At 36.5% G+C, this 20,173-nt stretch carries 18 protein-coding genes and 1 riboswitch; of the genes, 3 read left to right on the forward strand and 15 right to left on the reverse strand.

Going from position 1 to position 20,173, the window contains the following annotated elements; genetic code table 11:
- Positions 1 to 25 precede the first annotated feature (25 nt).
- The 6 genes from BN999_RS14645 to BN999_RS14670 form a co-directional block, all read right to left on the reverse strand.
- The gene (locus tag BN999_RS14645) at positions 26 to 1,723 is read right to left on the reverse strand and encodes a methyl-accepting chemotaxis protein (RefSeq protein ID WP_096272551.1); all 1,698 of its coding nucleotides are present in this window, start codon (positions 1,721 to 1,723) and stop codon (positions 26 to 28) included.
- Between the two features lie 84 nt (positions 1,724 to 1,807).
- On the reverse strand, positions 1,808 to 2,167 hold the full coding sequence (locus BN999_RS14650; protein WP_096272552.1) for a response regulator: 360 nt from the start codon (positions 2,165 to 2,167) through the stop codon (positions 1,808 to 1,810).
- 6 nt (positions 2,168 to 2,173) lie between these two features.
- On the reverse strand, positions 2,174 to 2,644 hold the full coding sequence (locus BN999_RS14655; RefSeq protein ID WP_096272553.1) for a chemotaxis protein CheW: 471 nt from the start codon (positions 2,642 to 2,644) through the stop codon (positions 2,174 to 2,176).
- 13 nt (positions 2,645 to 2,657) lie between these two features.
- A complete protein-coding gene (locus BN999_RS14660; protein ID WP_096272554.1) occupies positions 2,658 to 4,643 on the reverse strand; it encodes a chemotaxis protein CheA in 1,986 nt (661 codons plus the stop codon).
- A gap of 20 nt (positions 4,644 to 4,663) precedes the next feature.
- Positions 4,664 to 5,119, reverse strand: coding sequence for a chemotaxis protein CheX (locus BN999_RS14665; protein ID WP_306419012.1), 456 nt, complete (start codon positions 5,117 to 5,119; stop codon positions 4,664 to 4,666).
- Positions 5,120 to 5,994: 875 nt separating this feature from the next.
- Positions 5,995 to 6,468 (reverse strand): acyl-CoA thioesterase, encoded by a 474-nt coding sequence (locus tag BN999_RS14670; RefSeq protein WP_096272556.1) that lies wholly within the window; start codon positions 6,466 to 6,468, stop codon positions 5,995 to 5,997.
- 184 nt (positions 6,469 to 6,652) lie between these two features.
- A riboswitch (cobalamin riboswitch) is annotated at positions 6,653 to 6,828 on the reverse strand.
- 362 nt (positions 6,829 to 7,190) lie between these two features.
- Here BN999_RS14670 and BN999_RS14675 point away from each other — a divergent pair.
- Positions 7,191 to 7,694 (forward strand): hypothetical protein, encoded by a 504-nt coding sequence (locus BN999_RS14675; RefSeq protein WP_096272557.1) that lies wholly within the window; start codon positions 7,191 to 7,193, stop codon positions 7,692 to 7,694.
- Positions 7,695 to 8,032: 338 nt separating this feature from the next.
- On the opposite strand, the gene BN999_RS14680 is transcribed toward BN999_RS14675, so the two are convergent.
- The 6 genes from BN999_RS14680 to BN999_RS14705 all read right to left on the reverse strand — a co-directional run bounded on the left by BN999_RS14680 (position 8,033) and on the right by BN999_RS14705 (position 14,193).
- Entirely contained in the window at positions 8,033 to 9,367 is a 1,335-nt protein-coding gene (locus BN999_RS14680) for an MFS transporter (protein ID WP_096272558.1), read from the reverse strand.
- Positions 9,368 to 9,432: 65 nt separating this feature from the next.
- Positions 9,433 to 10,152, reverse strand: a complete 720-nt coding sequence (gene deoD / locus BN999_RS14685) for a purine-nucleoside phosphorylase (protein WP_096272559.1) — start codon at positions 10,150 to 10,152, stop codon at positions 9,433 to 9,435.
- Between the two features lie 314 nt (positions 10,153 to 10,466).
- Positions 10,467 to 11,198 (reverse strand): GntR family transcriptional regulator, encoded by a 732-nt coding sequence (locus BN999_RS14690; protein WP_096272560.1) that lies wholly within the window; start codon positions 11,196 to 11,198, stop codon positions 10,467 to 10,469.
- Positions 11,199 to 11,534: 336 nt separating this feature from the next.
- The gene (locus tag BN999_RS14695) at positions 11,535 to 12,296 is read right to left on the reverse strand and encodes a tyrosine-protein phosphatase (protein WP_096272561.1); all 762 of its coding nucleotides are present in this window, start codon (positions 12,294 to 12,296) and stop codon (positions 11,535 to 11,537) included.
- 257 nt (positions 12,297 to 12,553) lie between these two features.
- Positions 12,554 to 12,667: a YvrJ family protein gene (locus BN999_RS14700; protein ID WP_096273193.1), complete on the reverse strand. Its 114-nt coding sequence runs from the start codon at positions 12,665 to 12,667 to the stop codon at positions 12,554 to 12,556.
- 254 nt (positions 12,668 to 12,921) lie between these two features.
- Positions 12,922 to 14,193 (reverse strand): MFS transporter, encoded by a 1,272-nt coding sequence (locus tag BN999_RS14705; protein WP_096272562.1) that lies wholly within the window; start codon positions 14,191 to 14,193, stop codon positions 12,922 to 12,924.
- A gap of 317 nt (positions 14,194 to 14,510) precedes the next feature.
- On the opposite strand from BN999_RS14705, the gene BN999_RS14710 reads away from it, so the two are divergent.
- Together BN999_RS14710 and BN999_RS14715 are read left to right on the forward strand one after the other, a co-directional pair.
- The gene (locus BN999_RS14710; RefSeq protein WP_096272563.1) at positions 14,511 to 15,779 is read left to right on the forward strand and encodes a helix-turn-helix transcriptional regulator; all 1,269 of its coding nucleotides are present in this window, start codon (positions 14,511 to 14,513) and stop codon (positions 15,777 to 15,779) included.
- Between the two features lie 203 nt (positions 15,780 to 15,982).
- Positions 15,983 to 16,549 (forward strand): glycerol-3-phosphate responsive antiterminator, encoded by a 567-nt coding sequence (locus BN999_RS14715; RefSeq protein ID WP_096272564.1) that lies wholly within the window; start codon positions 15,983 to 15,985, stop codon positions 16,547 to 16,549.
- On the opposite strand, the gene BN999_RS14720 is transcribed toward BN999_RS14715, so the two are convergent.
- Genes BN999_RS14720 through BN999_RS14730 form a run of 3 tightly spaced genes read right to left on the reverse strand, consistent with a single transcriptional unit; the run spans position 16,506 to position 20,167 of the window.
- Positions 16,506 to 17,324 (reverse strand): HAD-IIA family hydrolase, encoded by an 819-nt coding sequence (locus BN999_RS14720; protein ID WP_096272565.1) that lies wholly within the window; start codon positions 17,322 to 17,324, stop codon positions 16,506 to 16,508. The two genes, BN999_RS14715 and BN999_RS14720, sit on opposite strands and share 44 nt — an antisense overlap.
- Positions 17,325 to 17,345: 21 nt before the next feature.
- On the reverse strand, positions 17,346 to 19,049 hold the full coding sequence (locus tag BN999_RS14725) for an ABC transporter permease (protein WP_096272566.1): 1,704 nt from the start codon (positions 19,047 to 19,049) through the stop codon (positions 17,346 to 17,348).
- Positions 19,046 to 20,167: an ABC transporter ATP-binding protein gene (locus tag BN999_RS14730; protein ID WP_096272567.1), complete on the reverse strand. Its 1,122-nt coding sequence runs from the start codon at positions 20,165 to 20,167 to the stop codon at positions 19,046 to 19,048. Before BN999_RS14730 ends, BN999_RS14725 begins: the two co-directional genes overlap by 4 nt.
- Positions 20,168 to 20,173 lie beyond the last annotated feature (6 nt).

Below are 20,173 nucleotides of genomic sequence, written 5' to 3' on the forward strand. Positions count from 1 at the left end.
GGTACCTATCCCCATGGCACCGCAATTAAAGTTTAAACTTCCTAACCAACATATTCAGCTGTTCTGCTAAGCTAGCAAGTTGCTCGGAGCTTCCTGCTACTTCTTCCATGATACTTGTAGTTTGTTGAACGGATGCAGATGTTTGTTCAATCCCTGCTGCAGATTCTTCTGATACAGCAGCGATTTCTTCAATGGAACCATTCATTTCTTGTGTACTTGCGGTAATATCTGCTAAGCCTTCAGAAATAGTGGTAATACTGTTTACCATTTCTGTGATGGCTTCACTAATTCCACCGAAAGTCTCACCAGTTGATTCTATTTGTGCTTTACCTTGTTCCACTTCTTTATATCCACCTTGTAAGGATGCTGTTACTAGTCCGGACTCTTCTTGAATATTACCTACGATATCGGTAATATCTGTTACGGAATCTGATACTTGTTCAGCTAATTTTCTAACTTCATCCGCTACTACGGCAAATCCTTTTCCATGTTCCCCAGCTCTTGCTGCTTCAATAGCCGCATTTAGTGCAAGGAGATTGGTTTGGTCTGCCACATCTTTAATAACCGTTACTAAATTTGATATTTCTTGTGTTTGTTTATCCAGCCCTTGTACCTTTATAACGGAATCCTGTACAATTGAATCAATTTTTTCCATTTGTTGAATAGACTTCATCATTAATTCTGAACCATTATTCGTCATGTTTAATACCGTTTTAGAACTTGTTTCAATTCGCTCACCATATTCATTGGCAACTTGAACTTTCTCTGCAAAAGTATTCATACCAGCTGATAAATCACTTGTACTATTCGCTTGCGTGTCAGAGCCAGCAGCTAATTCTTGCATTGTGGATGCGATTTGTTCTGAACCAGTTTTCACTTCTGTTGCGGATTGTGTAAGTTCTTCACTTTGTGCTGAGACCGTTTCGGATACTTCACTAATCTGATTCAAAAGATCTTTCATCTGTTGATTCATTTCATTGGTAGCATCTACTAACTGACCTGTCTCATCTTTAGAATTAGATGGAAGATTATCTAAGCTTAAATCCCCACTTGAAATTAATTTCATTCGTTCCATCACTCTTTGAATTGGCTTGGTAATGGAAACAGAAGTTACCCATGCAATAATAATTCCTAGAATAATAACTAAGATAGAAACAATTAAGCCAGTATATAATACGGAAGCTCCAGAATTTATATTTTCTTTACCTTGCTCTTTTATAAATTCTTCCTTTTCTGCAGCAAGTCTCATATATTCAGTTAGAATTTCTGTCGACATAGGTCCAGCAACTTCAGTAATTGTTTGATTTGCCTTGTCAACATTACCTCGTTTCATTTCGTTAAATACATCATTAACAACAATGCTATTCAATTCCGTCATGTTATCCAATAATGCTCGATTACCTTCAGTATCTCTAAGTTCGATAATATATTCCTGGTTTTTTCTAATGTCTTCCCCGTATTTTTCAAAGTCCTCTATAAATGTTTCTTTCCCTGAATAGAGATACCCTCTCACTGCTGAAATCTGTTGTGAAATACCAAATACGATTTTTTCATCTGCAATTAACAATTCAAGATCTAATTGAATCATCTCTTTTGTTCCATTGTTCATTTTGTTCACGGAATAAAAGTTGATTCCAGCTAATATTAAAACAAAAACCAATGATACCGAAAAACCAAATAAAATCTTGGACCTAATGCTTTTAAATTTAAATATTTTCTTCATGTCTATATCCACCTAACGAGTTTATTATGTGATTCTCACGTTGACCATTGCTATACCCATCCCGTAGCATGCATGATTAGAAGATTACCCCAAAACCTTCTCCAATGCTTCTTGAACACGGTCCGCACTAAAAGGCTTGACGATGAAATCGGACGCACCCGCTTGAATTGCGTCCAGAACCATATTTTGTTGTCCCATTGCTGAACACATAATCACCTTAGCAGTCGAATTGAACTTTTTAATTTCTCTAACCGCTTGTACGCCGTCCATTTCAGGCATGGTTATGTCCATGGTAATTACATCTGGTTGTAGTTCTTTTACCTTATTTACGGCGTCTAACCCATTTTCCGCTTCCCCAACAACCTCATGCCCTAACTTACTCAGGATATCTTTTAATTGCATACGCATAAACAAAGCATCATCCGTAACTAATATTCTTGCCATGTCTAACTACTCCTCCTCAACCTTTTCCAGTTGAATTACTTCCTCTGTTTCTTCAAAGTTTAAGATCGTTTGTAAATTTAGTAATAGTAATAATTCCTCGGCGCGTTTCGCAATACCAGCAATGTACTTCTCATTTACAATCCCTGCCATTTCAGAAGCACGTTCTATCTCATTCGTATCGATATCCAGCACATCCGTAGCAGAATCAACAATCAACCCCACCGTTACCGCATCAACCTGAATAACTAATATTCTACTTTGGTTAGTTGGCTCTGACGTCTCCAGTTGAAGTCTTTCCTTTAGGTCAATAACTGGAATGGTTTCACCACGTAGGTTAATAACACCTTTAATAAATTCTGATGTGCGCGGAACTCTTGTAATCTCTTGCATTTTTTCTATAGATAGAATTTGTTGAACATTGATTCCATAACGTTGATTATTTAATGTAATCACGATAACCTTTAATAAATTCTCCATATTTTATCCACCTTTAATCTTGAATTAGTGCATTCGGATCCACTATCAGAGCTACATTTCCATCTCCTAGAATCGTAGCACCAGATATGCCAAAGACATCTTTTATGAAGTTACCAAGTGATTTTAAGACCACTTCTTTCTTCCCAATCAACTCATCGACTAGTAATCCAGTTAATTTATCACCTTTCTGAACCACTACGACGTTATAGTTTTGATTAGTTCCTAGCGATTCTACTGGTACTTGAAAAATGTCTGATAAGGACAGAATCGGTATTACTTTCCCTCTAAAATCCATAACCGACTGACCATGGACAAACATCAGGTCATCCTTAGACAAGGAAACTGTTTCAACTATAGACGATAACGGAATAGCATACGTTTCACGTTGTACCTGCACTAATAATGCAGAGAGAATTGATAGGGTCAATGGTAGTTCAATAGAGAATTTACTACCCTTCCCTTGCTCGGATTGAACGATAATCGATCCACCCAAGGATTGTATCTTATTTTTAACGACATCAAGACCAACCCCACGTCCCGATATATCCGATACGACATCAGCAGTACTAAAACCGGATGCAAATATAAATTGATAGATTTCTTCATCCGTCATACGCTTTGCTTGTTCCTCTTGAAGTAACCCTTTTTCAATTGCTTTTCTTCCTACTTTTTCGCGATTAATCCCCGCTCCATCGTCTTCAATTTCAATAAACACATGATTCCCACTATGATAAGCTCTTAACTCTACGGTGCCAATTGGTGATTTTCCGACTTCTTCCCTAACACCAGGAATCTCAATTCCGTGGTCAACCGAGTTTCGGATGAGGTGGACTAGTGGATCACTAATTTCCTCAATCACAATTCGGTCTAATTCCGTTTCCTTACCAGAGATTTTCAGTGTAATTTCCTTCCCTAGATCCCTGGCTAAGCCTCTTATCATTCGAGGGAATCGATTAAATACTTGCTCAACCGGTAACATTCTCATCGATAGCATAAGCTCTTGCATGTCCAAGGTAACCCTAGACATATTCTCTACTACCGACACTAAATCTTGGTTATTTAGTTTGTTCGCGATATCTTGCAGACGACTTCTATCAATGACTACTTCTTCAAATAAATTCAATAACGTATCGATTCGGTCTAAATTCACACGAATAGTCTTTGATTTTTGACTTTGCTTTTCCTCTGAAGGTACAGACTGACTGGATGAGGATGGAGCTTCCTCTATCTTTATTGCTTCTTCAGTTGTTACGGAATTCACATTTGAAATTTCCGATATGCTGACAAGTTCAATCTCTGATACATTTTCAATCGTAGCCTGAACATCTTTTTCAGATACTTTCGTTACGAATACTACAGAAAATGCTTGATCAAAATTCCCATCTTCTATTTCCTCCACTGATGGCATGGTCTGAATAACTTCACCTAAACTCTCCAACTTTTCCATTACCATGTACGCCCTAGGGCCCTTTAAGATACAATCATCACGTAACTTCACCATGATCGATAAGGCAAGATACCCTTGTCCTTTTGCTTGGGAAATGACTTCTAATTGATAATCATCGAATTCAAATGAATTGCTAGTATGATCCTGTGTAACCTGTTCATCTACTGCATCTTGACCCTTTTCAATACCTTCAATCGCAGAAACCAGCGCAGTTACATCTTTTTTTCCATCTCCACCATTGCTAATATCACTTACCACCACTTCCAACGCCTCAACAGAAGCAAAAATAATATCCACGATAGCAGTCGTTGCAGATCGTTCTTCGTTTCTTATTTGGTCTAGAACATTTTCCATTTTATGTGTCAATGCAGCAATATCTTCGAATCCCATCGTTGCTGACATGCCCTTTAAGGTATGAGCAGAACGAAAGATATCATTGACAATAGACAGGTTCTTTGGGTCTTTCTCCAACTCTAGTAAGTTGTCATTTATCGCTTGTAAATGTTCTCGACTTTCGTCCAAAAATATATCAATATATTGATCCGTATTCATGTTATCTCCCTCAGTTATGATTAATTAAGTAGAAAGTAAACACCCAGTTGTCTATCAGAAGGATAATGCATATCAATATGAATAGCTTTTTTGTATCCGGATAATGTCGTATGACCCTCCATGATGGTTGGGGGTGTTATATCAACCTGAATACCGTGTCCTCCAATGTTCGTAGCAAGGCCTCCTGCGATCATATTGCCCAGTTCCCCACTGAACGAAGTAAGCATCTCTCCTTCTAGCGGCATGCCAAACATTACTTCTCCAATCGAACCAAAGACTGCAGATTCTCCCGAGAAAATTAATTGACCTTTCACATCGCCAGTTATTCCAATTAGTACTCCATATGGAAGGGAAAGCTTATCCATCACACGTGTCGGTCTAGAAAACTCATGCTCCAGAGGAATAACACTTTTTAAAGAGGAGATGGTTCCATTTAACAGTAGGGTAATAGATTTACTATTTTCTGTTTCTACCAAAATAAAAAACACCTTTCTATAACAAGTTTGATTCATATACCCGTAAGTATCATCCTTAAAATCTATTATTATGATAAACAGAATTGTGAACATATGCACATTTAGGAATATTTACCTATAAATATAAAGTCAATTCTAGTTTCATTAATTAAAAATTTCAAGTTTAACACTACAAATTACGAAAAAGAATCTTATTTAGAGTTCTTCCTAATGTCGTTATTCTCCTTACTTTTTCTATAAGAAGAATGATAAAATTATAGGATTGAGGAAATATTTGTTGATTTGATATCCCATTTCAATAGTTATAAACTAAATGCGCATCCATTCCTTCCTACTCTATATTCTAAGTAACCAAAAAACTTTCAGTGACAAAGGAACTAATCCGATATACCTACTATATATTTCGACATATTCCGGACATATTAAAATGGTCGATTTTAGCAATTATGGGACTAAATTGGAATTATAGGGAGGAGCACGGGTCTGGTTCAATGGTTCAGTACCAATGGACCTGACCCCGCGGCTCTTTTGAACTCGTTTTTTAACAAAAGTAGTGGTGTTTTTCTAAATAAAAGCACAATCATCAGAATAGAACTACAAAATTCGACCACAATAACCCTATAGAACCATAACTTAATTTACAATCAACGGAGGGATATTCATGGTTAAAGATTCAAATCCATCAAAGGATAAGCAAAATAAGGCGAAACGGCCGAATGAGCAGAGACGTAACAAAGGCAAGTCTAATGCCAGGAATACGGACAATTAAATTTAAAAGAGAGGAATACCCCAACAATGCTTGGAGCCTGCCTCTCTTTTTTTCAACCATATCAATCCTTAAAAGAAGACCCACCGATTATATTCCAATACCATGATCACTTCCTTATCTCCCTATCCCGCAACCATCGACTCCTCCTCTCTTTTGCCTGATGAAATAATTCCTCTTCTTTATTTGTCTCGGGAATTACTCCAGGTACTGGAACTGGTTTACCATTCCTATCTATTGCTACCATCGTAATAAATGATGTCGTAGTCAGGCTTTTCACCCCGGTTTCTATCTGTTCACATTCCACTTTCACATACACTTCCATCGATGTATTTCCGGTTGAGATGACTACTCCTTCTAATGTGAGAATATCACCGACTTTTGCAGAAGATAAGAAGTTCACCTCATCAATGGATGCGGTCACTACTACATTTCTACTATGCTTCATCGCAGCTATAGCAGCAATTTCATCAATGTAGGCTAATACCTTTCCTCCAAAAATAGTATCCAAATGATTCGTATCTGGCGGCAACACTAACTTTGTCTGAATAGTACGTGAAACATTCGTTGATATCTTTTCCATAACTCTCCCACTTTCTATTTGTTGATATAGGTTTCTTGATAGGTTCATGGGCAAAATAAAATCCGTCACTCTACATCGAGGACGGATTGATGGGAAAGGACACAGTAAAATATAAAATCAGCAAATTAATGAGTTTATCTGTTACTATACCTTAATACCCAACCTTCTTAGCTCCCGAAGAAGATGATACAAAGTAAACATGGCAGGTCTCCTGACTTGTGCCTCCTCCTACTATAAGCCTTCCCATCCGAAGACAGTGGTCGCTCTTATTTCGTCAGCACTTACAGTTGCGGGTACAGTTCTGGACTTTCACCAGATTCCCTTTTTAAGTCTAATCACACCATTTTTACCGGTATAAACCTATATGTAATTGTAATTTCAACTATGAGTCATAGTCTATCTATAATTTAGTATACTTTTTTCATTATGCCAAGCAGGAGTTGTACATCTTAAAATTCTTACAAATAGGAATGACTTCTCCTAATTTATTTGAACAGTATAACCACTAAGAACATTATTACTTTTTGGGGCGAGGATATTAAATAACTGAATTTATAGATTGTAACAAATGTTTTAAAAACGAGGTATTCTTCCTAAAAAAGTCTAATTTCAACAAAAAACTCCAAATTTCAGGACTTACTTTCCCAATATATAGATCACATTATTACTGTTACCCTTGAATAGAGGAGTAACAAAATAAAATCATCTGAGGGGGAAAACACATGAGAAAAGTCACGTTATTTACGATTTCTGTACTATTTTTTGCTATATCTACAAATGTAGTAGATGCAGAGGAATCAATCAAATTAACTAATAGCAATGGGATACAAATTAATGAGGTAGAATATGAGAGACTCATTAATTTAGGGTTTACAGCTAAAGAAATTAAATCTATGGAAGTCGAGGAATTTGAACTTAATAAAGACCTTGACGGACAAGTCGCTTCTGAATCAACTAAGTATTACGAATTTACAGAAGAAGTTAAAGAAGAGATAAATTTATTAAGGAGCACAGGCACATTATTTTGTGATGACGTTATTGCTGTATCTACATCTAAGAAGGGTGCAGTTATTGGATTATACATGACTCTAATCATAGTTTCTTCCCAGATATATTGTCTTGGGTTGGTTTCGTCTATTCTTATCCTTAAGGGAATATATCCTTTTTCTTTAGTTCCATCTAATATTGGTGGTAGTGGATTATTAGGAGACAGTTGGTTTCTGTGATCATATATCATAATTTCATATGCCTCACCACTTCCGCTTTTGTAATGCTCCACCTCAACACCCTTTCTATCCAGTACCTTAAAAGTTCCATTAGAAAATAATGAGCAGGAATTTCTCGTATTTGACATTCGTGTGGAAAAAGTAGAAAAGAGCTTCTATGTAGATAAAAGCATGGCACTTATTTGACTACTCCACAAACAACAATTATTCTTTTCTCTGTGTATTCTAGCAAAGCAAATTTAGTAATGGCATCTTTAGTAAAAATAAAAAAACCACAACAACATATCGAAATAACCCCCGACATGTATTGTGGTTTCCCAATCTCCATCAATAATCTATTAATTCTCGCTCAATCTTCTTCCTAAAATCCAATACATAAGTAAAGCAAATAATGCAACGATAGATAGAACAAATAATACGACCTGATACGAAACTGAATCAATCATTGCTGCTGTATAAGCAATACCAATAGATGCAGCGACATTTAATATTAAATTATAAAATCCAATCGCAGTTCCTACTTTTTCTTTAGGCGTTGTTCTCACACAAGAATCTAACATCGGCGCATACATTAAGGCAAATGAGCCGGAAAATAGAATCATAGAGATAACAAATATAACAACGGAACTTTCTACAAATAGTCCTGGTAATATTAAGCTAGTTGCAATCGCTATCATTGCGATGAAAATTGTTTGCTTACTACTTAATTTATTAGCAACTTTTCCAGACAGTGCACCGATAATAACGGCTGAAATGTACCCTGGAATTAATAATAAGGAAATGGTGTCTAATTTTAACCCATATAAATCTTCTAGTAAAAATGGAAATAAGAAGATATACCCTAATTGAACCGTGTAAATGATAAAAGCTACGGTGAGAATCGAAACAAAATTTCTATTCTTAAAGAAGTCAATTCCAATTAGTGCTTTCGAACTCTTGCCAATATACATAATAAACAGTACCACTGCTATAAATAATACGACGATACTAACCCAGTTGAAATTAGTAATGTATAACATCACAGATGTAGCAATAACAGCAATTAAGAATAACCCGATGATGTCTACATGACTCTTCCTCGCTGCTTCTTTAGGTAGATATTTTAAGATAAATGGCAGAATCAAAATCGTAAGCAACGGAATTAAAAATAAGGTTGTCCAGTGTAAATGGGTTGAAACATATCCACCTGTTACTGCCCCAACCACTAAAGAAAGGGAGTAACTACTTGTACTAAATCCTAAGAACTTCTTTTGTTCTGCTTTTGGCATATGCTTCGTAACGTAAATAACGTATAAAGTCTCTGCTGAAGCCAAACCAGCTGTTTGTATGATTCGCGAAATCAGAATCATAGAAAAAGAATCTTGGAATAGATAACCCATGATAGACCCAGCAATGATGAAAACAATTCCTAGACTTAAAAGTGTCCGTATACTGATGGTGTCCGCTAAAGATGCATACACCACAGCTCCAATACCGATGATGAGTCCAGCTAATGTTGCTTGCCAACTAACAGTTGATGCTGATATACCAAGATCATTAGCCATCTCCACCGAAATTAATTTAAACGAATTATCAATAATTAATGCAAATACAAAGAAAAATAAAATGACCGGTACGGCCTTTTTGACATTATGACCTTGTTGTCCTTCTAATCCTCCACTAATTGCTGTCATATTCCCTGCTCTCCTTCTGATTACAAATTTATGAAACGAAGCGCCTCGTCAGCGCTTCGCCTAGATTAAGCAAGCTCTAAAGCAATTTCCATCATTTTGGTAAATGAAGTTTGTCTTTCTTCTTGCGTCGTTTGTTCATTTTTGAAGATGTGATCACTAATTGTTAAAATACAAAGCGCATTAACACCAGCTCTTGCAGCATTTTGATAAAGTGCAGCAGATTCCATTTCTGCACATAGAACCCCCATCTCACTCCACTTGTTCATTGCCGTTTCATCCGCATTATAGAACACGTCACTAGAAAGAACATTACCTACACGTACCGGTTGATTTTTCGCATCTGCTACTTTCTTCGCTTTTTCTAATAACTCGAATGAAGCTGTAACAGAATAGTTTCCTGGTAAGTGGAATTGTTGTCCATAATTAGAATCTGTTGATGAACCCATTGCAAAGACGATGTCATATAAATTCAAGTCATCTTGGATGGAGCCTGCAGATCCAATACGAATTAAGTTTTTCACGCCAAATACATTAATTAATTCCCAAGAGTAAATCCCCATACTTGGAGCACCCATACCGGTACCCATCACCGAAATACGCTTACCCTTATACGTACCAGTAAACCCTAACATTCCACGAACTTCGTTGAATTGAACAACATCTTCTAAATAAGTTTCCGCAATAAACTTGGCACGTAATGGATCCCCTGGTAATAAAATCGTTTCCGCAATTTCTGCTCCATTTGGTTTAATATGTGGTGTTTCTTTGTATACTGTTGAACTCATGTTATAACTCTCCTCGTAAGTGATTTATTTGTCTATCAAAATTCCAAGTCGTTATATCGAAGTAACCATGGTTACGTTTACATTTTGTACAAAACACTTCTCTATAACACTTGTATACAACATCCAACTTGTATTAAACGTTGTATAATTGGTATGAATTTATAATACCACATGATTTTAATTCTATCAATCACAAATCTCTTAAACTTAAAATTTATATCGAAAAATGTAGTATTAAAAGAATCTAACAACAAAATAAAAAGGAAGCAAAACCTTCCAGCAAAGGCTTTACTTCCATTTATCACGAACAGAAACTATTTAGTTGCATTTATTTTTAGAAGACTGAATTCTACAGGTATATAAAATTTATTGTAAGCGATGGGGTATTTATCATTTCTATACAAGCTTTCTAAGATCAAATCACATTTTTCCCCACCTATAATCGTGTGCTTTTGTGTGGATGAATTAACAGATGTAGAATGCTTTATCTCCAATGTGGCTGTATTTGCTAGTTCATAGATTTCACCTTCAAGCATGTTTAGTAACTGCTTTTCATTATGCAGGTCTATGTTCAATTCTGTGACCGCTTCTATCGCCATAAATGTAAACGCATAGGCAACAATATTACCATTGCTTTTATACCAGCGTTCAATAGCTACAACTGCCGCTGCCTTTCTATTTAAGACTTGCCGAGTATAATCACTTTCTAAGTCTAATCTAAATTCTATTTCCACATCATCGATTTTTTCCGAATGACACTTTTCAATGGGATTACCAATTTTCTCCAAACCAGCAGTCATATTTTTGGGTTGTGGGTTTGTAATAAAATTGCCTTTTCCCTGGATACTCTTAATTAACCCATCATCCTGTAAAAGTGATATCGCCTGTCTTAGTGTCACCCTACTCACACCTAATGATTTGGCTAACTCGTTTTCCGTAGGCAATTTACTATTTCTCGGAAAATTTCCGTCTATAATTTGTTTATACAATTGATCATATACATTGATATATAAAGGTTTTTTACCTTTAGGATCATTTTCTAGCATAGGTCACCATCTCACATTACTTGTTTTGCATTTTTCAATTCTTATCTTGGTTTGTCTATATGTATTATAGCATGAACACGAATACAATCATCAAAAAACTCTTTATACACTAGAATAAATGAGGTTGTGACACCAGAGTGTTTGGATAGTTCTCTGACTCTAATTAAATAACTTCCGAGTGCGTTTTCGAATAACTTGTTCTCTTCTAACTAATATGGAATCCACTTCCAATGACTGGCCCCGTATATAACGCTCTTATTTTACATTACTAAAGATCTATTATGTATTATGTTGGATAAACTATATTCTAGGACCGTTATTTTGTGTAAAAACACGTTAAAATAACCCCAATATTTTCCTCCTAACAAGCTGTGGTTCATTACGATACACGTCTTTTCCTGCAATAAGCATCTCCGCATTTTCCATAAACATATAGAAAATCTCGTTACCATACCTCTTACGAATTAATAAATAGGCTTCCTGCAATGCAAAGCCCCTCGAATTCGTATTATGGGCATCTGAAGCAATAAAATGAGTTAGATTGTTATCAATTAATTGATGGGATAGTTTTTGAATGGCCTTCCCAAACTTTCCTATTATACTTGCTGCAGTTACCTGAGTGAGTGAACCTTTTTGAACAAGATTATATAGAATGGAAGGTTGCTCGGCAATTTGAAGGTTACGTTCCGGATGAGCAATAATTGGAATGTACCCAGCTATTTGAATATCAAAGAGTATTTGCTCAGCATAACAAGGAACTTCTCTTGGTGGTAATTCAATAAGGACATACTTAGTGCTATTTAGAGTTGCTATGTCGCCTGATTTTACTTCTGTCATTATATCACTATTAAGTCTAGTCTCCTGACCTACAAGTACAGTTAAAGGTATATTTTCAATCTTTAATTGATTATTCAACTTACTAACATGTATGTCAATATCATTTTTTAAATTTATAAATCTTCCATTTTGATGATGTGGTGTTGCAATGATCGTATTAATTCCTTTACTAACGGCATCTTGGGCCATTACAAGACTGTCCATCATTGTTTTTGGACCATCATCAATTCCAGGTAGTATATGGTTATGGATATCAATCATATTCTCACTTCCAATCTATTAGAAATTAATATTGTTACTAAAACAGATTAGTACAAATATTAGTGTTATGACACAAACACATACAAAGAACTTTGCATCTAATTTAGTCAGACTAATATTTGAAGGAATTTAGTGAGCCTTCACAAATGGAGGATACATCAGAGGGTTTATCACTAGTTTCAGGTAATTTACTTTAATTATATGACGTTAGGGCATTTATAATTAATGTCCTTAAGCCATATTATTTGGGTTAGAATTTAATTCATCATCTCCGGCAACGAATGAATCGACTCAATTAGCGTATTCAACTTCCCTTCAATCCGGTGTAATAAATAAAACGTCACCGCTATCGGAATGCTGACTTCAGTTATGAGCGTTGAAGTAAACGCATAGGTAGCATTAAATTTTAATTTACTACTTTTATTTGGTTTACTTCGAATAATAGATGAAGAAACATTTATATGGAAGAGCAAACTTGGACATTCGACAAGATGTGCCAAATATCGAGGAGTGACAGGCACACCTTCTCTCACGCAGCCAAAAATAAAAGCCGCGTGAGTTCCAAATACTCTCACGCGACTCCATCTCCCTGGGGGGATCATATAAACTTCATTTATCTAAAAAGCTACGCATAGCTTTTATTTCCAGTCTCATAAAACCGAATCTTACGTACATCTTTATCAAAGAAGATAATCACACCAAACAATACAATCCAACCTCCGGCGAATATATATAGTATACTCGCTGAATACACATCAGCTAATAATCCGCCTAAAAGCGTAAACGCTGGGATAAATAAAGCTGATAAAGCTGCAGTTAAATTCATAACCCTCCCTCGATATTGATCTTCCACCAAGGTAATTAGTAATGATGAAAATGCAATATTGAAGATCGTCAGCATATAACTCAACATAAAGTAGATGGCCATTCCAATTAACTTGTTCGTTAACACGGCCAGGATGACAAACATGAACCCAGCTACTGTGACGGCAACTCCGAATAATAAGAAAGGCTTCATTTTCTGTACAAGGTTCTTTGTGGTGAATCCTGCTATAATTCCAGCTGCCACACCAAACACATTGAACCATCCGAATGTAACGGCACTGCCATTATATTGTTCGCTAACTAATACGACGAATAATGGTCCTACAATCGATGCGATGTTCAGTAGCATTCCAAGCATAATCGTTTTAAATAATGGTCGATTTGCTTTAATGATCACAAACGCTTCTTTAATTTCCTTCATATAAGAACTTTTCTTCTTTTCCTCTTGAGTTTGTGTAGCTTCTGGTTGTTCCGGTTGATCGTCTCTTTTTCGCTCCTGACTAGATAGATTAACTAGGAATGACAGGAGTAGACTTGCTAAGATATAGAGAACAGAGTGTGTTAACATCACACCCACAAATCCAATCAACGCGATGACAAATCCACTAATGGCATTTCCCAATATCGTTGCAGCACTTGAGGTAGATGTAATATACCCATTCACATGAACGATTTTTTCCATTCCTACGATACGAGGCAGTAATTTATTTTTCGCTGGTGCAATCAGAAACATCCCGACATCATGAATCAACAACCCAAGATAGACTAGAATTAGAAAGTAATCTGCTAGGAAGAAGTAGAACACAGAAAGTGACACTCCCACCACTGTCATTAAGAGAAAGCCGATCCGCATCGTTTGCTTCGGATTCTTTCGATCGGCGATGACTCCTAAGAAAGGGCCGATTAGAATTTGTGTGGTGAATGATAATGCAGTAATTAATGATGCTAATAACGCACTTTGCGATTCATGGTATACATACCAGAAAATTGTAATATCGTAAATACTATCTGCCAAAGCAGTTAAAAATTGATTGGAAACGATAACGGACATATTTCGTTTTATTGAACTCATATGAATCCCCCACTTAAGATATCTACTACTTTTAAAGCTACCATTTCATTATTTTTTCTTAATCGTTTACTTAACATCTCTTCACATCTCCGTATTGATGATCGAATTGATAGAGAGTTAGACTATAATACACCCTTAACATTATGTAACATTTAAAATAAAATATAAAGTATGTTTACATTTGTTAATATCCTCTTAAAGTGATTTTACAATTACTTTATAGCATTGTCAACACTTATTAACAAAATTAATAAAATACACATAATGTTAAAAATGTTAATAAAGTCTGTTATAATGAATTTAAAGGAGTTGAGATTATGAGTAATCATGTATCTAATAGAATAAAAGAGCTCAGAATTGAAAAAGGGTTTACTCAGACCGAGTTAGCAGAAGGTATTATTACAAGAAGTTATCTCAGCCAAATAGAACGGGGATCTATAGAACCTTCTTATGAGGTGTTAATGAAACTTTCGGAAAAGTTAGGGGTGGATGTATCCGAATTAAATAAACGTCCATTAAACAAAAACCTCATCCATGTTCAAATTAAAAAGGACATTAAATACGCAGAAAACAGTGTCCAAGAGGCAAAAATAGATCGGGCTGAGAAAATAATCGAGAATGCCACACTAAATGTTATGATTGAGGATATCGATACCAATGAACGCGGGGTATTATTCTGGGTAAAAGGAAGAATTGCAGAAGGTAAAGGGGAATATAAGAAAGCGATTGACTACTTTAATGAAAGTGTTTCCTACCTTGAAAATGGAACGCTGCATGAGAAAACAGTACGCTCCTTAACATCATTAGGGGATATGTATTCCATCCTGGACCAGAAGGAAAAAGCACTCGAAGTACTTAATAAGGCATACAGATTGGCAATCCATGAACATATCGGTGGTACAACTCGCGTATCACTTCTTCTAGTGCTGGGAGTTTTACATGGTAAACTGAACGAATTATATTCAGCTATTAACTTCCTAACCCAAGCACTAGAATTAAACATATCATTAGATTCCTTCTATAAGTTTGGACAAATACACATGGCGCTCGGCATTTGCTATATGCAGTTAGAAAACTATGCCCTTTCGATGAAATCCTTCGAACAGGCAAAGGAATTCTTCTCCTTAAAAGAGGATGAAGTCAACCAAGCAGGTGTTTACAATAACTTAGGAATCCTTTACAGAAAAGAAGGCGACTATGATACAGCCATTCAATTCTTTAAAGAATCCATTTTCATGTACAATAACCTGAACAACTCTAATCAACGAAACAATGTAGAGATCGAACTTGCCAAGACTTACTTTGAAAAAGGCGGACTGGAAGAAGCTAGGCGTGTATGTTTAGATGTTCTAGAATTAGCAAGCATAAACAAATATAAGTATGAAGCTTATATCATTCTAGGAGACATTGAGACAGAGAATAATAACTTTTCGTTAGCGATTGAGTATTATAAAAATGCGCTAGCAGAGCTTGGGCCTAATCAGGAGAATGTTTATAAGAAGTTATTGGAAAAGCAGGCTAAGGTTTATCATAAGCTGGGTGATTATGAGAGGGCTTCTTCTTTGTTGTTGGATGCTGTTTCTTGATTTGGGGACGCGACTTGGGGTCGCGTCTTTTTTTATTTTATAATCGTTCGATATTAACAACATATCTAGCGACTCCCAAAATCCCCATGAGCACAGCTCTTCTTCGACAAATTTCACCAAATATCGGGGAGTGACAGGCACCTTCAAACCATGTATAATTTTATACAATATTGATATTAATCTGTGTTTTTGGGGGAATTGTTTTGGAGAGTATAGTTGATTTGGTTCAGTCACAGGTGATTGCTTCTGTGAAGCATGGGGAGCATTTAGATTCTGCAGCGAAGTCGCATTCTAATATTGTGTTTTTGTTAACTGGGGACTTAGTGACAACACAGCAGTATGTAGATGAATTAAAGAAATATAATAAAACAACATTTGTTCATGTTGATTTTATTGATGGATTATCCAATACGAAAAGTGCCATTAAATACATAGCTGAGGTCTGGAAACCAAAGGGAATTATTACAACAAAGAGTAATCTCATTAAATTCGCTAAAGAAGAAGGACTTATGACGATTCAACGTATTTTCTTGATTGATAGAAATGCTATGAAAAAAGGGATTGAAATTGCCCATTCCTGTAAGCCAGATGCAATTGAAGTGCTTCCAGGAATCATGCCTTCTATTATCGATAGTTTAACGAAACTAACCCACCTGCCAATTATCGCAGGAGGGCTAGTGAGTTCTGAAAGTCAAATTGATGATGGATTAAAAGCTGGAGCTCTGGCTATTTCTTCTGGGAATCCAAAGCTTTGGAATCTTGATCTCTAGTTATTGCTGGTAATTCAGTAATACTATTTAACACATAATTCGGTTGATCATTGGCATGCTCTAGCATGCCTTTTTCTGTAATACCTGTGAGTACTAGTACAGAATTTATTCCATAATCATTTCCCATTCGAATATCAGTTTCTAGCCGATCACCAACCATATAGCAGTTACTTGGAGGCAAATCCAAGATATCCTCTACTATAAATTTTGCAGCTAGTGGGGAGGGCTTCCCGAGAATCAGCTCCACCTTTTCCCCGGTAGCTCCTTCCATCGCACCAATCATTGCACCACAGTCTGGTATTTGACCACCTTCTACTGGGCAGGTTCTATCTGGATTCGTTGCAACTACAATTGCACCATTTTTCCAAGCCTGAAAAGCTCGATTCAACTTATCATAAGTGAATTCTCGGTCCCAACCTAATACCACATAGCTAACATCTGATGCATCCTCTGAGATGTGGATACCCATACTCATCAGCTCATCATAAAGTGGTTGTTCACCAATCACCATTACCTTCTCACTTTCACTCAACTTTGACGCTAGGTATCGCGCTGTGAGAAAGTTAGAGTTTACTACATCTTCTCGCTTTACACTAATTCCAAGACTGGATAACTTTTTAACATAGGCATGAATGGTTTCAATAGATTTATTTGTTAAGAAGACTATCTTATCTCCACGGTCGCGAAGTTCTTGTATTGCTTCTCTTGCACCATCAATTAATCTATTATCTAAGTAAACCGTTCCATCTAAATCAAAGATAAACCCCTTTTGCATCATAATCCCCCTTATGCAGACCTATGATTTATTTCCCCCAGATAGTTTATTCGCAAGGGCCTGTAAAACAAGGACCATAACAACTAATATGACGGACATTGCGGCAGCAGAATAGTATTCCGCTCGCATCACATTTTGGAAAATAGCTAAACTCATTGGAGCCCACTCGGCAGGGGCCATTAAGATAGAAATACTTGTTTCCTTAATTACGGTTACAAAGACAAGAATAGAACCCGCAGCAATACCTGGTAACATTAAAGGACCAATTACAGTAATCGCTGCCGTTAGGGTAGTTGCTCCCAGATTAACCGCTGCTTCTTCAATGTCTTGTTTAATTGCTTTCATCGTCCCAACAGTAGAACGAACCATATACGGTAACCTACGAATACTATAGGCAATCACTAAAATGAAAGCAGTACCTGTTAATTGTAGAGGGGCTGTATTAAACGTTTGGATTAACGCAATACCAAAGGCAATCCCTGGTACAATTAATGGAACAGTCGTCATAAAGTCTAACGTTGTAGAACGCTGACGAACAACGAAATAGGAAACGAAGGTAGCAATGATCACACTAAGAATCAAAGCACCAGCTGCCAAGATTAAGCTATTCTGAATGTTTCCTAATGAAGAGGTGAAAATAGTTCGATAATGTTCTAGTGTATACCCACTAGGTAGAGGATCTTTCCCCCATGTTGTCGCGATAGATTGTAAGAATACTGTTCCCATCGCAAGGATTGGAATTAATACGACAAAGCCTGAGAAAATAGCAAGTGGAATCGTTAATGCTTTATTTTCACTTAGCTTGATTTTCTTTGGTTTACCTGATAGTGTGTCATAATTTTTTCCTTTTAGTAGGTAGTTTTGTAGCCAGTAAACAACCCCAGCAACTGCAATCATGATAACGGTTAGAATGGCAGCGCCACCCCAGTTAAAGAATCCAGCGATTTCACGATATGCATCCACCACGATTAAATTCAAATCACTTGGTGCCAAAATTATAGGTGTACCAAAGTCAGAAAAACTTACTGCAAAAATAACTAAAGCAGTCGATAACATTCCTGGTATCGCTAATGGGAAAGTAACGGTGATAAACGTTAACCAACCCTTTGATCCCATATTTCTTGATGCTTCCTCTAGTGATACATCACTGATTTTGAATGCAGCAACCATTGGCCATAAAGCATATGGGAAGAAGAAGAATATCTGTACGATAGCGATTCCCGTCATAGAATAGGGATCCAGTAACATTCCTTCTCCACCTAATTTTTCGTAAATATACGTTACCCAACCAGCACGACCAAACATAATAATGAATGCATACGCTGAAATGAACGTCGGGATTACTAGAGGGATTGTACATAAAGCACTAATTGTCTTTTTAAATGGCATCTTCGTACGTGCAATTCCGTAAGCAATCGGAATACAAATCACCAGCACCCATAATGAAACAATTAGTGATAGCTTTAAACTATTAATCAGCCCTTTAAAATAACTACCATATGAAAATATTGATTTAAAATTATCGATTGTAGCATTTTTAAACTGATCAATAGAAATTTGCATTTGTTCCCAACTAACCAGGGAACCGAATACATTAATTGGCTCATTCGTAAAACTAACAAGAAATACCGAAACTAACGGGATGATTAGAAATAGTAGAAAGAATCCATAGATGAGTAACTTAACTAACCCAATTCCGGTGAAATTTTGTTTGAGTCTGTTCATATGATTAACACCCTTTCAGGTGATACGCCCAATTTAATGGTGGAACCATTCTTCTTAATACTGTCACCTGATTCATAGGTGGTGTCCACTACTATTTGGTGTTCGCCAACTTTCACATCATATCGAACCGTTGACCCAAGATAGGTAGCAAATTGAATTACCCCTTCAAAGGCATTACTAGTATCTTCCGTACCTTCACTTAACACATTAATATTTTCCGGACGGATAATAACTTGAACATCTTCCTTACTAGTTTTCGTAACAGATTGAATTTGTTGGTTGCCTACTTTTACAGTAGTCAGGCCATTTTCACTTGCAACAACCTTGCCTGGTAGGATATTGGATGTACCGACAAAGTCTGCAATAAATGAGGTCTTCGGATTACTATATAAATCAGTTGGTGTACCGATTTGTAGAATTTCTCCGTCCTTCATTACGGCAATTCTATCCGCCATACTCATGGCTTCTTCCTGGTCATGCGTTACAAAAATTGTCGTAATCTTCATATCCTGTTGAATGCGTCGAATGGTATTACGCATCGTATGACGAAGCTTCAAGTCTAAATTGGATAATGGTTCATCCATTAGCAATACTTCTGGCTCCATAACAAGTGCCCTCGCCAATGCAACACGCTGTTGCTGACCACCGGAAAGTTCACTAGTAAGTTTTTTCGCGTGATCTGTCAATTCAACGTACTCCAGAATATCCATAACCTTTTTCTCAATTTCTTTCGGGTATTTCACAATCTTACTGTTAAGCATTCTTGTATAAACCCCGATTTTCTTAAACAAGTTCGCTTTACGTAATTCCTTTATATTTAGACTGTATGCGACATTATCAAAGACATTCATATGAGGAAATAGAGCATAGCTTTGAAATACCATTCCGCAATTTCGCTCATTTGGTGCTAATTTCGCAACATCTTTATTACCAATTTTAATTGTTCCACTTGTCGGACTTTCAAAACCAGCTATACATCGCATAGTTGTTGTTTTACCACAACCAGATGGACCAAGGAGGGCAAAGAATTCGCCCTCTTTAATGTCCAAATCAATGTTTTGAAGTACAGTTACTCCTGAGAAATCCTTCCTTAGTTGCTCGACTACAACTGACCCCATATTATC

This window comes from Paucisalibacillus globulus (assembly GCF_900184735.1).
GTDB classification, from domain to species: domain Bacteria; phylum Bacillota; class Bacilli; order Bacillales; family Amphibacillaceae; genus Ornithinibacillus; species Ornithinibacillus globulus_B.

What these genes read in the sequence shown, in the direction of transcription:
- BN999_RS14645 (WP_096272551.1), bottom strand. Translation starts at nt 1,723, where the DNA reads ATGAAGAAAATATTTAAATTTAAAAGCATTAGGTCCAAGATTTTATTT.
- BN999_RS14650 (WP_096272552.1), bottom strand. Translation starts at nt 2,167, where the DNA reads ATGGCAAGAATATTAGTTACGGATGATGCTTTGTTTATGCGTATGCAA.
- BN999_RS14655 (WP_096272553.1), bottom strand. Translation starts at nt 2,644, where the DNA reads ATGGAGAATTTATTAAAGGTTATCGTGATTACATTAAATAATCAACGT.
- BN999_RS14660 (WP_096272554.1), bottom strand. Translation starts at nt 4,643, where the DNA reads ATGAATACGGATCAATATATTGATATATTTTTGGACGAAAGTCGAGAA.
- BN999_RS14670 (WP_096272556.1), bottom strand. Translation starts at nt 6,468, where the DNA reads ATGGAAAAGATATCAACGAATGTTTCACGTACTATTCAGACAAAGTTA.
- BN999_RS14675 (WP_096272557.1), top strand. Translation starts at nt 7,191, where the DNA reads ATGAGAAAAGTCACGTTATTTACGATTTCTGTACTATTTTTTGCTATA.
- BN999_RS14680 (WP_096272558.1), bottom strand. Translation starts at nt 9,367, where the DNA reads ATGACAGCAATTAGTGGAGGATTAGAAGGACAACAAGGTCATAATGTC.
- deoD (WP_096272559.1), bottom strand. Translation starts at nt 10,152, where the DNA reads ATGAGTTCAACAGTATACAAAGAAACACCACATATTAAACCAAATGGA.
- BN999_RS14690 (WP_096272560.1), bottom strand. Translation starts at nt 11,198, where the DNA reads ATGCTAGAAAATGATCCTAAAGGTAAAAAACCTTTATATATCAATGTA.
- BN999_RS14695 (WP_096272561.1), bottom strand. Translation starts at nt 12,296, where the DNA reads ATGATTGATATCCATAACCATATACTACCTGGAATTGATGATGGTCCA.
- BN999_RS14705 (WP_096272562.1), bottom strand. Translation starts at nt 14,193, where the DNA reads ATGAGTTCAATAAAACGAAATATGTCCGTTATCGTTTCCAATCAATTT.
- BN999_RS14710 (WP_096272563.1), top strand. Translation starts at nt 14,511, where the DNA reads ATGAGTAATCATGTATCTAATAGAATAAAAGAGCTCAGAATTGAAAAA.
- BN999_RS14720 (WP_096272565.1), bottom strand. Translation starts at nt 17,324, where the DNA reads ATGCAAAAGGGGTTTATCTTTGATTTAGATGGAACGGTTTACTTAGAT.
- BN999_RS14725 (WP_096272566.1), bottom strand. Translation starts at nt 19,049, where the DNA reads ATGAACAGACTCAAACAAAATTTCACCGGAATTGGGTTAGTTAAGTTA.
- BN999_RS14730 (WP_096272567.1), bottom strand. Translation starts at nt 20,167, where the DNA reads ATGGGGTCAGTTGTAGTCGAGCAACTAAGGAAGGATTTCTCAGGAGTA.